General features: G+C 33.4%; 16 protein-coding genes. 2 read left to right on the top strand and 14 right to left on the bottom strand.

Annotated features, from left to right (window positions below):
* Positions 1–49: 49 nt before the first annotated feature.
* The 8 genes from M4I21_RS11200 to dinB form a co-directional block, all read right to left on the bottom strand.
* Complete coding sequence (locus M4I21_RS11200) at positions 50–436, bottom strand: hypothetical protein (protein WP_249559252.1); 387 nt, start codon at positions 434–436, stop codon at positions 50–52.
* Positions 433–852: a GreA/GreB family elongation factor gene (locus tag M4I21_RS11195; RefSeq protein WP_249559251.1), complete on the bottom strand. Its 420-nt coding sequence runs from the start codon at positions 850–852 to the stop codon at positions 433–435. The genes M4I21_RS11200 and M4I21_RS11195 overlap by 4 nt, the downstream gene beginning before the upstream one ends.
* Positions 853–867: 15 nt before the next feature.
* Entirely contained in the window at positions 868–2,151 is a 1,284-nt protein-coding gene (locus M4I21_RS11190) for a Glu/Leu/Phe/Val family dehydrogenase (protein ID WP_249559250.1), read from the bottom strand.
* Positions 2,152–2,156: 5 nt separating this feature from the next.
* Complete coding sequence (locus M4I21_RS11185) at positions 2,157–2,324, bottom strand: hypothetical protein (protein ID WP_249559249.1); 168 nt, start codon at positions 2,322–2,324, stop codon at positions 2,157–2,159.
* Positions 2,325–2,620: 296 nt separating this feature from the next.
* A complete protein-coding gene (locus tag M4I21_RS11180) occupies positions 2,621–3,943 on the bottom strand; it encodes a sigma-54-dependent transcriptional regulator (RefSeq protein WP_249559248.1) in 1,323 nt (440 codons plus the stop codon).
* Positions 3,944–3,947: 4 nt separating this feature from the next.
* The gene (locus M4I21_RS11175) at positions 3,948–5,039 is read right to left on the bottom strand and encodes a sensor histidine kinase (RefSeq protein WP_249559247.1); all 1,092 of its coding nucleotides are present in this window, start codon (positions 5,037–5,039) and stop codon (positions 3,948–3,950) included.
* 96 nt (positions 5,040–5,135) lie between these two features.
* Positions 5,136–5,774, bottom strand: a complete 639-nt coding sequence (locus M4I21_RS11170) for a peroxiredoxin (RefSeq protein ID WP_249559246.1) — start codon at positions 5,772–5,774, stop codon at positions 5,136–5,138.
* A gap of 101 nt (positions 5,775–5,875) precedes the next feature.
* On the bottom strand, positions 5,876–6,973 hold the full coding sequence (gene dinB, locus M4I21_RS11165) for a DNA polymerase IV (RefSeq protein ID WP_249559245.1): 1,098 nt from the start codon (positions 6,971–6,973) through the stop codon (positions 5,876–5,878).
* A 27-nt stretch (positions 6,974–7,000) separates the two neighbouring features.
* Between dinB and M4I21_RS11160 the strand changes: the two genes are divergently transcribed.
* Positions 7,001–7,669 (top strand): NAD(P)H-binding protein, encoded by a 669-nt coding sequence (locus M4I21_RS11160; protein WP_249559244.1) that lies wholly within the window; start codon positions 7,001–7,003, stop codon positions 7,667–7,669.
* Between the two features lies 1 nt (position 7,670).
* Positions 7,671–8,144, top strand: a complete 474-nt coding sequence (locus M4I21_RS11155) for a CYTH domain-containing protein (protein WP_249559243.1) — start codon at positions 7,671–7,673, stop codon at positions 8,142–8,144.
* Between the two features lie 56 nt (positions 8,145–8,200).
* Here the strand turns inward: M4I21_RS11155 and rimK are convergent, their stop codons facing one another.
* The 6 genes from rimK to M4I21_RS11125 form a co-directional block, all read right to left on the bottom strand.
* Complete coding sequence (gene rimK / locus M4I21_RS11150) at positions 8,201–9,592, bottom strand: 30S ribosomal protein S6--L-glutamate ligase (RefSeq protein WP_249559242.1); 1,392 nt, start codon at positions 9,590–9,592, stop codon at positions 8,201–8,203.
* 74 nt (positions 9,593–9,666) lie between these two features.
* A complete protein-coding gene (locus M4I21_RS11145; protein ID WP_249559241.1) occupies positions 9,667–10,062 on the bottom strand; it encodes a hypothetical protein in 396 nt (131 codons plus the stop codon).
* Positions 10,063–10,084: 22 nt separating this feature from the next.
* A complete protein-coding gene (gene pheS / locus M4I21_RS11140) occupies positions 10,085–11,104 on the bottom strand; it encodes a phenylalanine--tRNA ligase subunit alpha (protein ID WP_072303886.1) in 1,020 nt (339 codons plus the stop codon).
* Between the two features lie 79 nt (positions 11,105–11,183).
* The gene (locus M4I21_RS11135) at positions 11,184–13,049 is read right to left on the bottom strand and encodes a SulP family inorganic anion transporter (protein ID WP_249559240.1); all 1,866 of its coding nucleotides are present in this window, start codon (positions 13,047–13,049) and stop codon (positions 11,184–11,186) included.
* Positions 13,050–13,176: 127 nt separating this feature from the next.
* A complete protein-coding gene (locus M4I21_RS11130) occupies positions 13,177–13,806 on the bottom strand; it encodes a carbonic anhydrase family protein (protein ID WP_249559239.1) in 630 nt (209 codons plus the stop codon).
* Positions 13,807–13,989: 183 nt separating this feature from the next.
* Entirely contained in the window at positions 13,990–14,280 is a 291-nt protein-coding gene (locus M4I21_RS11125) for a hypothetical protein (RefSeq protein WP_249559238.1), read from the bottom strand.
* Positions 14,281–14,288 lie beyond the last annotated feature (8 nt).

Genomic DNA, 14,288 nt, shown 5'->3' with positions numbered 1-14,288 from the left:
CCTAGTTATAGTAAGAAGGATCAACTTATTTAAAACCTTCTTATATAAATTATTTAGCTTTAAGTAAAATCATAGAAAATGTTTTTGTTTTGGTTTGTCTGTACTTTTTAATGTACTCCAAATAAGCATTCCTTTTTGATTCGTGATTTTCAAGATAAAAAGCATCGCATTCCATAGTGTCGCATTCTAAATTGCTTAGCGTAGAATTATTATATCTGCGCATTTCTGCTAGGTTATCTGTATTCTCTTGCTTAAGCTCTATTAGTTCTTGGTGTATAGCTTTGCTGTTGGCAATGCGTTCTTCAATCTCCATTAAGTAAGCCAACTCTTCTGTTATAAACTCTAAGTTATCTATCCAGTTGCGCAGCTCTTCCTTGTCCTTCTTCATCATTATGCTGGCGTCTTCCTCGTGGTTGTAAAACAATTTTGAACTCATAATACCGTATTTACATCTATATAATTATTTTTCTGTTCTACATTAGCCACAGTAAGTGTTTTTTCCCCAGAAGGGAACTCCCATAATAGTGTATCGCCTTTAGCGTAACCAATTACGGCAGTGCCCATTGGAGTTAAAATAGAAAGTTTATTATTTTTAAGATCACTATCTGAAGGCTTAACCAATTGAAAATTCTTTTGCCAGCCTTCTTCTGCTGCAATTGTGACAATAGAATTAAACCTAATAACATCTGTAGGCATATCTCTTTCGTCTTTAACAATAGCAGTTTTTAGCTCTTCATGTAACTTGGCAATAGATTTTTTGTACGTAATGTCTTTATGATAGCCAGAAAGAGTCATCAATTTTTTAAGCAGTACATACTCTTTTTTTTCAATAATTAAGCCTCCGTATTTCATCTTCTTTTCTGTTATTTATGGAAAAATTCCTCTTTGTACGTAAGCTTGTTCTAAGCGCTCTATAGCAATATTAAAAGCAGCAGTACGCATATCTATATCTTTTTCTAAAGCAGTTTTCATCACTTTGTTAAAAGATTCTTTTAGCTTTTTGTGCATTTTTTCCATTACTTCGTCTAGTTGCCAAATTTCTCCGTTACGGTTTTGCAACCACTCGTAATAACTACCAATTACACCGCCAGAATTACATAAAATGTCTGGTATAATAGAAACACCTTTATCTAATAATATTTTTTCAGCTTCTACATCTGTAGGTCCGTTTGCACCTTCGGCAATTAAAAAAGCTTTAATGCTGTCTGCATTGTTAGCTGTAATTTGGTTACCTAAAGCCGCTGGCACACAGATATCGCAATCAATACCAAAGAAACTTTCATTAAGAATTGGTGTGGCATTTTTAAAACCGGCAACAGCACCTTTGTGTTCCATTGTATGTTTGTACAAATCTTCTACAGATATACCATTCTCATTTAAAATAGAGCCAGATGCATCTTGTACACTAACCAGTATAGCTCCTTCTTTTTCTAAGAAATGAGAAGTCCAGTAGCCTACATTACCAAAGCCTTGTACAATGTATTTTTTACCTTTTAGATCTACTTTTTTATTTTCTGCCCAAAATTTTATACTTAAATATACGCCGTAACCAGTAGCTCTATCTCTACCTTCAGAACCACCAGCACCAACAGGTTTTCCTGTTACAACGTGCATATTTTTAGAACGTTCTGACGGTGCTTTTGTAGACATATATGTATCTAAAATCCACGCCATTGTTTGCGGATTTGTATTTACGTCTGGAGCAGGAATATCTAATTCCGGGCCAATATTATCTCCTAAAGCATAGGTAAATCTCCTTGTAATACGCTCTAATTCTGCTAGTGAGTATTTAGAAGGGTCTAACTGTATACCACCTTTAGCACCCCCATATGGCAAACCAGCCAAAGAAGTTTTCCAAGTCATCCACATAGCCAATGCTCTAGCTGCATCTATATCTACAGTTGGGTGGTAACGTAAGCCACCTTTGTAAGGTCCAAGTGCATTGTTGTGTTGCACTCTATAGCCTGTAAATATCTCTACATCGCCGTTATCCATTTTTACAGGAAAATGCACAACAAGTTCGTTGTTTGTGATGCTTAATATTTTTCTAATGTTGGGGTTTAAGTTAATACTGTCTGCGCTATAATTAAATTGTCGCATAACATTATCTAGCATCCCTTGCTTCAACTTTTTCTGTTGTTTTGCTATCATTATATTTAATTTAAAACTAATTCTCTTTTGTTTTCTTTTTTAATACTTAAGTCTTCACTTAACGTATAATCGTACTCGCTGCAATTGTATACAGATTTTTTATTTGTTGTTAAAACACAAATCTGCTGATGCTCGCAAGTGCCGCAAAGGCTCTTCTCTATTATTTTTATCATTGTTTTATTATTAACCATTAAAATGCTACTTGACCTTCACAAAAAAACCACACCACTTGAGTTAAACATTTAGAAAGCCAAGTAGACAAATCAATCAATCAACTATAAAAAATTTAATATCATTTTTTATAATAACTTACTCGTGTGTGTATTGGCAAGCTGTGTGCCTAAAAAGAAGGTATACTATTTTTATTATTTAAAATATTGATAATCAATACTTTAAATAATAAAAAATAATTTTAATGAAAAACTGGGGCGAGGAGAATTACCCCAGGTGGGTACTAATTACCCGTTTTTTATTTTAATTTTTGACGCAATGTTTTACGGTCTATTTGAAGAATTTCTGCAGCCTTAGTTTTATTGTTATTTGTAGCGGCTAATACTTTTAAAATGTATTCTTTTTCCATTTGCTGTAAGCTAGAGAATGAAGCGTCTGGAAATTCTATTTTGTATTTTAAATAATCTGGAAAATCTTTAATTTCAATTTTTCCATCGCTCATAATAACAGCGCGTTGTATTACATTTTCTAACTCTCTAATATTGCCTTGCCAATGGTATCTCTGCAACATCTCCAGAGCATCATCAGCAATACTAAGCAAACGGTCTTTATATTCTACGCCATATTTTCTTATAAATTGATCTACTAGTAGCGGAATATCAGACTTTCTTTCTCGTAATGGTGGTACACTTATTTGCACAACAGTAAGTCTGTAATACAAGTCTTCTCTAAATTTTTTATTGGTAATATCTTCTTGTAAATTATTGTTTGTTGCAGCAATAATACGCAAGTCTACCTTTTCTGCTTTTTGAGACCCAACCTTGGTAATTTCTTTTTCTTGTAGTGCTCTAAGTAATTTGGATTGCACAGCGATAGAGGCATTACCTATTTCATCTAAAAACAAGGTACCGTTATTTGCTGCTTGGAAAAAGCCGTTTTTATTCTCATTTGCACCTGTAAAAGCACCTTTTGTATAGCCAAAAAGTTCAGATTCTAATAAGTTTTCTGGTATAGCGCCACAGTTTACGGCAATAAAAGGTTGTTTGGCAAACTTACCAGAAAAGTGAATAGCTCTTGCTACAAGTTCTTTTCCCGTTCCACTTTCTCCATCTATTAATACCGTAGCCTTATTGTCTTTTACGCGCTCTATAATTTCGGTTACTTTTTCAAAAGCAGTGGACTGCCCAATCATTTGTCCGTAACTAGAAGTTATTGCTTGTTTTTTTTGTTTTGGTTCTTTAACTTTTTTAGAGCTTTCTAAAGACCTGTTTACTGCTTGTTTTAATTCCTCTTTTGTAAAAGGTTTGGTTAGGTAATCTGTAGCTCCAGATTTTATTACGCTCATAGCATCATCTACAGATGGGTATCCAGTAATAACTAATTTAGGAATATGTGGGTAATGTTCTGCGGTGTATTTTAATAGCTGCAAACCATCAATCTCTGGCATTTGTATGTCTGTAATTAGTAAATCTATGGTAGAGTCGTGCAATACATACAATGCTTGTTTTACAGACACAGCTTTGTATACGTGGTAATTTAGAGACTGTAAATGTCGTTGTAGAAGTTCTAATATGTGTATATCATCATCTACAATTAAAATATTTTCTTTTTCTAACCCCATTTTTCTACAATTTTGGAATTGTAACAGTAAATATAGTGCCCTTAGGTGTATTTGCGCTATAGCTTATGTTTCCTTTATGACTTTTAATAATACCATGCACCACACTTAATCCTAGTCCGGACCCATCACCAACAGGTTTGGTAGTGAAAAAAGGTTCAAAAATTTTATTTCCTAATTTTGGGTCAATACCAGAGCCTTGGTCTTTAATATGTATTTCTACAGTAGCAGATTTATCTTTAATTTCTAGGTCGATGATTCCCTTTTCCTTAGAAAAATAAATGGCATTTATGACCAGGTTGAAAAGTACTTGAGTAAGTTGTATACGATCTATTTTTAAAGCAATTTCAGGATTGCTAGAGGTCGTATTAATAGCGATACTTTTTGTTTTTAGAATAGGTTTAAGTAATTCTATCGCTTCTTTACAAATAGGAATAATATTTACTAGACTTTTTTGTTGCGGCATTTCGCAAGCAAAAAACATTAATTTTTTCACCACTTCTCTAGAGTAAATAGCGCTATTTATTATTTTATCTAGATCTTTGGTTGCTTGTTTGTCTTCTTTTGTTCTGTCTTTTAAGAGCTCTGCAAAACCAAGTATATTTGCTAGTGGTGTATTTAATTCGTGAGCAATACCAGCTGTAATTTCTCCTAAAATACGTAACCTATCAGACTGTTCTACTTGTCTTTTAATTAGAATTTCGTTTTCTTTAATTTCTTTTCGCTCAAGTAGGTTTCCTACCTCTAAACATACATTGTTTAAGAGCTGTTGTTCTTCTTCAAGAAAATCTAAAACACTGTATTTTTTAGAAGGGTATCCAACTTTTATAGTTCCAATTTCTTTATTAAAAAGAGTAATAGCAGATGTTAAAAAAACATAGTCGTTGTGCTCTTTTTTAGAAGTGATAGAATAATCGTCAGTCTTTAGAACCACATAGGTGTCTTCTGTATGTTGCCACGCATTTTTTAAACAAAATACAATAGCACGTAAACCAACTTCAACCTCATTATAATCGCAATTAACTATAATAGAAGTAACGTCATACAAACAAGTAAGCTCTTTAATACGTTCTTTTAATTTTTCTTCAGCAGTTACCATAAACCGTAAATTTAGGAGGGTTAAATTTACTACAAAAAAAATAGCTCTAGTAAACAAAATGAATACTAGAGCCAGGTTTTATACAAACAACTTGTGTTAGGCAGTAGGGTCTGGTGTCATCCTTAAATAAGGTTTAATTTCTTCTACTCCTTTTGGAAATATTTTTATGGCATCACTGGTCGCAATAGCCGGACTAACAACTACTTTTTCGCCATTTTTCCAGTTAGCTGGTGTAGCTACTTTATGGTTTGCAGTTAATTGTAAAGAGTCTATTACACGTAACAACTCGTAAAAATTACGACCTGTAGATGCAGGGTATGTAAGTGTTAATTTAACTTTTTTATCTGGGCCAATAATAAACACAGAACGCACAGTTAAACTGCTATCAGCATTAGGGTGAATCATATCATACAAAGTAGATACTTTTTTATCCTCATCTGCAATTATAGGAAAAGTAACTGTAGTATTTTGTACTTCATTAATATCTTTAATCCATTCTTTATGAGACTCGGCACCATCTACGCTTAACGCAATCATTTTTACGTTACGCTTATCAAACTCATCTTTAAATTGTGCAGCAGTACCTAATTCTGTAGTACAAACTGGTGTAAAGTCTGCAGGGTGAGAAAAAAGAATTCCCCAGCTATCACCTAAATAATCATATAAATTTATTGTTCCTACAGAACTATCTGCAGTAAAATTTGGTGCTTCATCACCTAATCTTAAACTTGCCATATTATTGTGTTTTAAATTAAAAATCTAGTTACCCTACAAAATTAATAGATTAATACCTTTTAAAGCGTTAAAATAGGTTAAACTTTGTGTAAACTAATCAATTAAAATAGAAACTTCAATTGCACGCTAATACTCTCTTGTTCAGGTTTTTTCTTGTCTGAAGTGTTTAAATTTGCTAATGAAATACCTAGTAAACGTACCGAATTTTCAAGCTTTTCTTGGTATAATAATTCTTTGGCAATTTCTAGTATTAGGTCTTTATCTGCTATAAAATAAGGAATAGTTTTACTTCTGGTTTGTAATGTAAAATCGCTATATTTTATTTTTAAAGTAATTGTTTTGCCTGCAATTTTAGTTTTCTTAAGTCGGCGTTCTAATTCACCAGCAATATTTTCTAATCGCTCTAACATAAAAACTTCACTACTTAAATTTTCATTAAAAGTACGTTCTGCACCAACAGACTTTGGTATTCTGTTAGGTTTAACTGGGCTGTTATGTATGCCTCTAACTACGTGGTAATAATAGGCGCCACTTTTACCAAAATGTTTTTCTAAAAACTCTAAGGTTTTATTTTTAAGATCTAAGCCGGTAAAAACACCAACTTTGTACATTTTTTCTGCCGTAACTTTACCAACACCATAAAATTTACGAATTTCTAGTTCTTCTAGAAATGAAAAAACTTCTTCAGGATTAACCGTTTTTTGCCCGTTTGGTTTGTTGTAATCACTAGCAACTTTAGCAATGAATTTATTGATAGAAATACCAGCAGAAGCGGTAAGTCCTAACTCATTAAAAATACGTTGTCTAATTTCCTTTGCGAGTAAAGATGCAGATGGGTTTCCTTTTTTATTTACAGTAACATCTAAGTATGCCTCGTCTAAAGAAAGCGGTTCTACAAGATCTGTATAGTCGTAAAAAATGGCTCTAATTTTTTGCGATATCTCCTTATATCTATCAAATCTAGGGGGCACAAAAATTAAATCTGGACAGTTACGTTTTGCCATATAGCCACTCATAGCAGAGCGTACACCAAACTTGCGAGCCTCATAGCTGGCAGCAGAAACCACACCTCTTTTTTCGCCACCACCAACAGCCAATGGCTTACCAATAAGCTCAGGATTATCTAGCTGCTCTACAGATGCGTAAAAGGCATCCATATCTACATGAATAATTTTTCGTAAAGGTAAATCCTTGGTCATACACAAATTTACGGTATATTTAGGTTGATGAAAACAAAAGAAAAAACAGCTATTGTCTTGGGTGCAACCGGTGTAACTGGTAGTGCATTGGTGTCTTTATTAACACACCATAATGCCTATGCAAAAATAAAGCTATTTTCTAGATCTGTAAGTGGTTTTACACATCCAAAAATTGATGAATATTTAGTGGATCTTCAGGACCTAGAAAAACATAAAAGTAGCTTTACTGCAGATGAGGTATATTGCTGTATCGGAACTACAAAGGCTAAAACTCCAGACAAAGAAACCTATAAAAACATAGATTACGGCATACCTGTACAAGCCGCAAAATTATGTAAAGAAAATAATATTAATACGTTTATGGTGATATCTGCATTAGGTGCAAATGCATCTAGTTCTGTTTTTTATAATAAAATAAAAGGCCAGATGGAAGATGATGTAATTGCGTTACAAATACCAAAAACATATATATTACAACCGTCTTTAATAGCAGGAAAAAGAAAGGAAAAAAGGTTGGGAGAGTGGTTGGCAAAACAGTTTTTAAAGGTGTTTCAGTTTTTATTAATTGGATCTCTAAAAAAATACAAACCAATACACCCAGAAACAATTGCAAAGGCTATGGTTTGGTTAGGAAATAATGAAGAAAACGCCACAAAAATACAATCTGATAAGATTAAGGAATTAGGAAAAGAATAGAATGTTAGAAATAGAACGTAAGTTTTTAGTGAAGAGTGATGCTTTTAAAACGGAAGCGATAACAGAAAAAAGAATAGTACAGGGTTTTTTAAATACAGATCCAGAGCGTACGGTTAGGGTCCGAATAAAAGGGGATAAAGGCTTTTTAACTATAAAAGGGAAGTCTAACCGTACAGGAACATCTAGGTTTGAGTGGGAAAAGGAAATACCAATCAAAGAAGCTGAAGCATTACTTAAACTTTGCGAAGAAGGAGTGATTGATAAGATACGATACAATGTTCCTGTTGCAAAGCACTTGTATGAGGTTGATGAGTTTTTTAGTGACAACGAAGGTTTAATTGTTGCGGAAGTAGAACTAAAAGATGAGGATGAAGAGTTTGTGAAGCCATATTGGCTAGGGGAAGAAGTCACTGGAGATATTAAATACTATAACTCCCAGTTAAGTAAAAAACCTTTTAAAAAATGGAGCTTGTAAAAACTAAAAAAGGCTAGTAAATTTTACTAGACTTTTTTAGTTGTATTTCTTTTGATTTAGTTAGAGGTGTAATTCAGTTTTTTCTCAATAGACTTAATCATAACATTAGCTATATCTAAACCAGTAGCTGCCTCTATGCCTTCTAATCCTGGAGAAGAATTTACTTCTAATAATAAAGGTCCTTTGTTAGAGCGTATAATATCTACACCAGCAACAGCAAGGTTTAATATTTTTGCAGCTTTTACAGCAAGTTTGCGTTCTTCAGCAGTTATTTTAATTAGTGATGCTATACCTCCTTGGTGAATGTTGGCTCTAAATTCTCCTTTTTGAGCTTGGCGTTGCATAGATGCCACAACTTTACCATTAACTACAAAACAACGTATATCTTGGCCGTTAGCTTCTTTAATAAATTCTTGTACTAGAATGTTTGTCTGCACACTTTTAAAAGCGTTAATAACACTCTCCGCCGCTTTATTTGTTTCTGCTAAAACAACACCTTTACCTTGTGTGCTTTCTAATAATTTAATAATTAGTGGTGCACCATTAACCATATGTATAAGGTCTTTGGTGTCCATTGGAGATTTTGCAAAACCTGTAATAGGAATGTCAATATCGTTTTTAGAGAATAGCTGAGATGCAAATAATTTATCTCTAGACTGTGTAATGGCTTCTGCAGTGTTTAAACAATACACTCCAAGATTATCAAATTGTCTAATTAATGCACAGCCATAAAAAGTAACAGATGGCTTAATCCTAGGAATAACAGCATCAAATTTATTTAAAACATTACCACCTCTGTAACGTATTTGTGGTGACTTTGTATCTAGTTTCATATAAGCGTTTTCTACATTTAAAAAAACAACTTCATGTCCTCTAGCTTCACCAGCTTCTACAATTCTCTTATTGCTATATAAATTTGGATTACTAGCTAATAAAGCAATAGTTAATCCAGATTTTTCTGCCATATGAGATGCATATTTTTTCTGAATTTCTTCTTCAGTAAAGTTTTGCACACAATAGCTTTCTGCAGGGTTAACTATATAACGTTGATTTAAAGCCTCGCGACCTAAAAGCATACGGTACTCCATAGTATCTCTGTTGGCAAGTGTAAGTTCTATACTATACACATTCTCCCCTAATTTAACATCTGCTCTTACTACCAAGCGTTCCTCAGAAATACCAACAGAACTTTTTACGGTTCTACGGTCTACTAAAGGAGCCTCACAAGTAATAGTTACACTTCTATTTTCTTGTATTGGATTTACCTCAAACCTTACCCATTCTTCAGAACCTTTGTTGTAGATTTTTACATTATTTGCTTGTATAGATGATGTTTTTGCGCCAGAATCTACACGTGCTTTTACAGCTGGTATTCCTAGGTCGCTAAAAACGCACCATTCTTCTGCTCCAATAATTTCTAATCCTTCAAATTTAGTAGTACTGCTCATAGGTAATATCTTAGTTTTTTTAAAAAGTGCGAATGTAACTTAAAAATAAATATTCCTATGTTTTCTTAAGGCTATTATTTTGCTAATATTCCGTCTTTTTCAATTAATGGAATTGTAGTTAAATTTGCTTCGGTAACTGTGTTCTTTTCAAAAAAGAAACGTTTTTCAAAAAGTTTATTATCAGCAAAGAAGGTTACAAAAAACTCATTGTTTAGTTGTAAAACATCTTCTTGCAACATTTCTACTTTGGCATACGAATTACCTTCTAAACTGGCAATAGAATGTCTCATTGTAGAGGTTAGCTTATCATCATCATATCCCTTAGACACAATAAGAACCATTTCTATAGGTTCTGCTCTGTTGTTAAGTACATAAGCATTCCATTCCTTGTCTAAAAACTCTTTGTTAAACTCGTGTATAATAGCAACGTTTACATCTTTAACAACAGGTATTATGATGTCTTTTTTCATCAATTTATAACTTTAAGTAGTTTTACAAGGCGCTTTTAAACTGTTCTAAAAAGCGTACATCGTTTTCACTTAACAAACGAATATCTGTAATTTGGTGTAATAACATAGCAATACGATCTATACCAACACCAAAGGCAAAGCCAGAGTATTCTTCTGGGTCAATACCACAGTTTTTAAGTACATTAGGATCTACCATACCACAACCACCAATTTCTAACCAACCGGTTCCTTTGGTAATTTTATAGTCGGACTCTGTTTCTAGTCCCCAATACACATCTACTTCTGCACTAGGCTCTGTAAATGGAAAGTATGATGGACGCAAACGAATCTTAGATTTACCAAAAAGCTCTGTCGTAAAAAATTGTAATGTTTGTTTTAAATCTGCAAACGAAACATCTTTGTCTATATATAAACCTTCTATTTGATGGAAAAAGCAGTGAGAACGAGCAGAAATTGCTTCGTTTCTGTATACTCTACCCGGAGAAATTGTACGTATAGGTGGCTTGTTGTTTTCCATATACCTAACCTGTACAGATGATGTGTGCGTACGCAACAACACATCTGGATTGGTTTGTATAAAGAATGTGTCTTGCATATCTCTTGCTGGGTGATATTCTGGCAAGTTAAGTGCAGTAAAGTTGTGCCAATCGTCTTCAATCTCTGGACCTTCAGAAACATTAAAGCCTATTCTAGAAAAAATCTCTATAATCTGATTTTTAACTATAGATATTGGGTGTCTTGCACCAATAGACATTGGTTGTCCTGGGCGTGTTAAGTCACCATAAACACTATCACTGGCTGTTGTGCTAGCTAATGCATCTTTTAAAGAGTTAACTTTATCTGTTGCAGCATTTTTTAGCTCGTTTATAGTTTGTCCAAACTCCTTTTTTTGTTCGTTAGGAACGTTTTTAAACTCGGCAAAGAAGTCATTTAATAATCCTTTTTTACCTAAATATTTTATTCTAAAACTTTCTATTGCGTCTAAGTCTGTCGATGTAAACTCGTTAACTAAGGCAATATGTTTTTTTATTTCATCTATCATAACACAAAAAATCCAATACGGGGCAAATTTAGCAATTATTCCCGTATTGGATTGTATTAATTAATGTTTTGTAACTACTCTAGTGTTTATCTTCTACATTTTCTTTAGTCCACTGTACGGCAGCATCAAAACTAGTAAAAATATGCTCTTTGGGTATTAAGTCTGGAATTATGTCTATACGTTCCATCATATATCTAGGTTGTTTTAATAAATTAACAAAGAGTACATTTATATTGTTCTTTCTTAAGTCTACTAAAACGTCTTCCATAGCATACAAGCCTGACTGGTCCATATACTGCATTCTACCTGTTCTAATAATTACAGTGTTTGCTGTAGTTGGAATTTGACTTGCCAGTTGCTGAAAATCACTAGTAGAACCAAAGAATAAAGGACCTTTTATATGTTTAATAAAGACTTCTTCTTTTAAATTTACAGGAAAGTTAGCTTCATCTTTCCAGGCTTTTTCTTGTAAGAGCGATTTAACATCAGAGCGTTCTGCGGTTAAGTCGCCAATTTTTTTCATAAACATTAAGGATGCAATAACAAGTCCAATACCTACGGCATACACTAAGTTCCAAGTTGAGGAAAGCACCAATACAACAAGCATTATTATAACTTCTGAGCTTACTTTAAGTGGACCAATTTTTAAATCGCGCGGCAAACTAGGAATAGCTTTTAAGCCTTTGTAATCCATAACGCCGATACCTACAGTAATTAAAATACCTGCTAAAACACCAGCTGGAATTTCAGAAGCAATAGGTCCTAAGGCTAATAAAACAACCAAAAGTAAAACACCTGCAACCATACCAGATAATTTGGTTTTTCCACCAGAATTAATATTCACCACAGTACGTATTGTTGCACCAGCACCAGGAATACCATTGAAAATAGCAGCTATTGTGTTACCAATACCTTGGCCAATTAACTCTTTGTTTGGTTTGTGTTTTGTCTTTGTCATATTATCTGCGACAACAGATGTTAGTAGGGAATCTATAGCGCCTAAAAGTGCTAATGTTAAAGCAGTAAAAACATAGGGAGTTAGAGATGTTATACTAAACTGAGAGAAAATTTCTAAGTTTGGCGTTGGAATGTCAGAAGGAATTTCTTCAATTCGCCTATATGGTAGTTTAAATAAAAAGGCTACGGCAGAAACGGATATAAGTGCTACCAATGTACTTGGTACAGCGGTAGTGATGCGCTTAAATCCATATATAATTAGTATTGTTGCTAATGCTAATGCGAGCTCTAACCAGTTAATTTGATGTATGGCCCTTGGAAATACTTTAAAAGCGCCTAATACTCCAGAAGCCTCTTTAGCAGCTAGCGTTTTAGCCTCTTTCATCATATCTTCTTGAGATACAGAACTGGCTCTTGTAATTGTTTCTTTAAAGTTTTCTAAAACTAAAATACCTTCGCCAGCTTCTTCTTTAAGTATGTTTTCTAAAATTACTTCTTCAGCTTGTGGTTTAAAACTATTGACTAAATCCGTATCTTCTTTAGGGTAATATCCAATAGCAGGTAGTATTTGGGTTATTAAAATGATGACACCAATAGCCGTCATAAAACCAGATACAACAGGGTATGGAATATATTTTATGTATTTACCCATACCAAGTAAGCCAAGGGTAATTTGCATTAACCCGGCTAAAATAAATACGGTTAATATGTAGGGTAAAGCTGTTTCTACATCGCCGTCATGAACAGCAATGATACTTGCAATAACCACCATACTTACCGCAGTCATAGGTGCTGTAGGTCCAGAAATTTGTGTGCTAGTGCCACCAAAAAGGGCAGCAAAAAAACTTATAAATATAGCTCCGTATAATCCGGCTGCTGGGCCAAGACCAGAACTAACACCAAAGGCTAAAGCTAGTGGTAGTGCCACAATACCTGCGGTAATGCCACCAAAAACATCCCCTTTTATGTTAGAGAAAAGATTTTTCATATTGTTAAAATGATTTTTAGAACGATTAAATTTTGATGACTTAATACGAACTAACGATTTATAAAATATACAATAAAAATGCTAGAACTGCTAAATTGTAGTTTGTTATAGCTTAAAAATTTTTGTGTTAATCTAAAAATTTTACTTCACCAGAATTAATATCGTACATGGCACCAACAATTTTTACTTCACCATTTTTTTGCATTTCTGCAAGAACATCACTTTCGGCTACAATTCTATCTATAGTTAGCAATACGTTTTTTTCTGCAACATGATCTACAAAGTCTAGGTTTTTAGAGTTACGCAAGCTTTCATCTTTTGGCTCTGTAACAGCATTTACAGCTGGCTTAATTTTAGCTAACATTGCAGTTAAGTTCCCTAATTTTGCATTGTCGCAAGCCCCTTTAATTGCGCCACAACTTGTGTGCCCTAAAACAACAATAAGTTTAGTGCCTGCTAGTTTACAGCCAAACTCCATACTACCTAAAATATCTTGGTTAACAAAGTTACCTGCAATACGCACACTAAAAATATCTCCTAAACCTTGGTCAAAAACCAACTCTGCAGAGACTCTTGAGTCTATACAGCTTAAAATAGTTGCAAATGGGAACTGGCCGTCACTAGTGTCGTTTACTTGCTCTAGTAAGTTTCTGTGTGCTTTTAGGTTATTTTGAAATCTTTGGTTTCCTTCTTTTAAAAATCTCAATGATTTTTCTGGGGTCATTGTAGATTGTGTTTCTTTAGTATGTGCTTTCATAAGTAAGTTTTTGTAATCTCATATTGTTTTATTCAAAGTAGAATACAACAAGTAATCTCTGTATAGAGATCTATTATTTAGAGCAAGTAAAATTGCTCTGGTTAAATTATTAAATAAAAATAGAATAATACTTTTAGGGTGTATACAATATAGACAAAGATTTGTCAAAAATATAACCTAAAATTAATTTACTTCTGGAGGAGGTACTAAAAGGATTAGCTGTGGTTTTTGGTAATTTTTGAAGTAATACATTGGCGTGTACAAGTCTTTTTTTGGTTTAAAAAAGGCGAGTTCTACTTTTTTAGCTATGTTAAAATCTTCTAGGTTTAAAACATTTACATTTTCTTCTTCTTCACCAGCATTATAAAAGATAGTTATGTCTATAGAATCATCAACAGTAAGCAATACCGCAGGAGTAATTATAAAACCTGTTAGTAGTATTGTAAAAAATAATGATAGTATTCTTTTTTGCATATTGCGTG

The sequence above is a fragment of the Cellulophaga sp. 20_2_10 genome (assembly GCF_023476645.1).
In the GTDB taxonomy this organism is placed as follows: Bacteria; Bacteroidota; Bacteroidia; order Flavobacteriales; family Flavobacteriaceae; genus Cellulophaga.
The sequence above is the reverse complement of the archived record's forward strand: the minus strand, read 5'-3'. Positions and strand labels throughout refer to the sequence as shown.

Excerpts from the sequence above, each read along its gene's own strand:
- M4I21_RS11200 (WP_249559252.1), bottom strand. The coding sequence starts at position 436 with ATGAGTTCAAAATTGTTTTACAACCACGAGGAAGACGCCAGCATAATG.
- M4I21_RS11195 (WP_249559251.1), bottom strand. The coding sequence starts at position 852 with ATGAAATACGGAGGCTTAATTATTGAAAAAAAAGAGTATGTACTGCTT.
- M4I21_RS11190 (WP_249559250.1), bottom strand. The coding sequence starts at position 2,151 with ATGATAGCAAAACAACAGAAAAAGTTGAAGCAAGGGATGCTAGATAAT.
- M4I21_RS11185 (WP_249559249.1), bottom strand. The coding sequence starts at position 2,324 with ATGATAAAAATAATAGAGAAGAGCCTTTGCGGCACTTGCGAGCATCAG.
- M4I21_RS11180 (WP_249559248.1), bottom strand. The coding sequence starts at position 3,943 with ATGGGGTTAGAAAAAGAAAATATTTTAATTGTAGATGATGATATACAC.
- M4I21_RS11175 (WP_249559247.1), bottom strand. The coding sequence starts at position 5,039 with ATGGTAACTGCTGAAGAAAAATTAAAAGAACGTATTAAAGAGCTTACT.
- M4I21_RS11170 (WP_249559246.1), bottom strand. The coding sequence starts at position 5,774 with ATGGCAAGTTTAAGATTAGGTGATGAAGCACCAAATTTTACTGCAGAT.
- dinB (WP_249559245.1), bottom strand. The coding sequence starts at position 6,973 with ATGACCAAGGATTTACCTTTACGAAAAATTATTCATGTAGATATGGAT.
- M4I21_RS11160 (WP_249559244.1), top strand. The coding sequence starts at position 7,001 with ATGAAAACAAAAGAAAAAACAGCTATTGTCTTGGGTGCAACCGGTGTA.
- M4I21_RS11155 (WP_249559243.1), top strand. The coding sequence starts at position 7,671 with ATGTTAGAAATAGAACGTAAGTTTTTAGTGAAGAGTGATGCTTTTAAA.
- rimK (WP_249559242.1), bottom strand. The coding sequence starts at position 9,592 with ATGAGCAGTACTACTAAATTTGAAGGATTAGAAATTATTGGAGCAGAA.
- M4I21_RS11145 (WP_249559241.1), bottom strand. The coding sequence starts at position 10,062 with ATGAAAAAAGACATCATAATACCTGTTGTTAAAGATGTAAACGTTGCT.
- pheS (WP_072303886.1), bottom strand. The coding sequence starts at position 11,104 with ATGATAGATGAAATAAAAAAACATATTGCCTTAGTTAACGAGTTTACA.
- M4I21_RS11135 (WP_249559240.1), bottom strand. The coding sequence starts at position 13,049 with ATGAAAAATCTTTTCTCTAACATAAAAGGGGATGTTTTTGGTGGCATT.
- M4I21_RS11130 (WP_249559239.1), bottom strand. The coding sequence starts at position 13,806 with ATGAAAGCACATACTAAAGAAACACAATCTACAATGACCCCAGAAAAA.
- M4I21_RS11125 (WP_249559238.1), bottom strand. The coding sequence starts at position 14,280 with ATGCAAAAAAGAATACTATCATTATTTTTTACAATACTACTAACAGGT.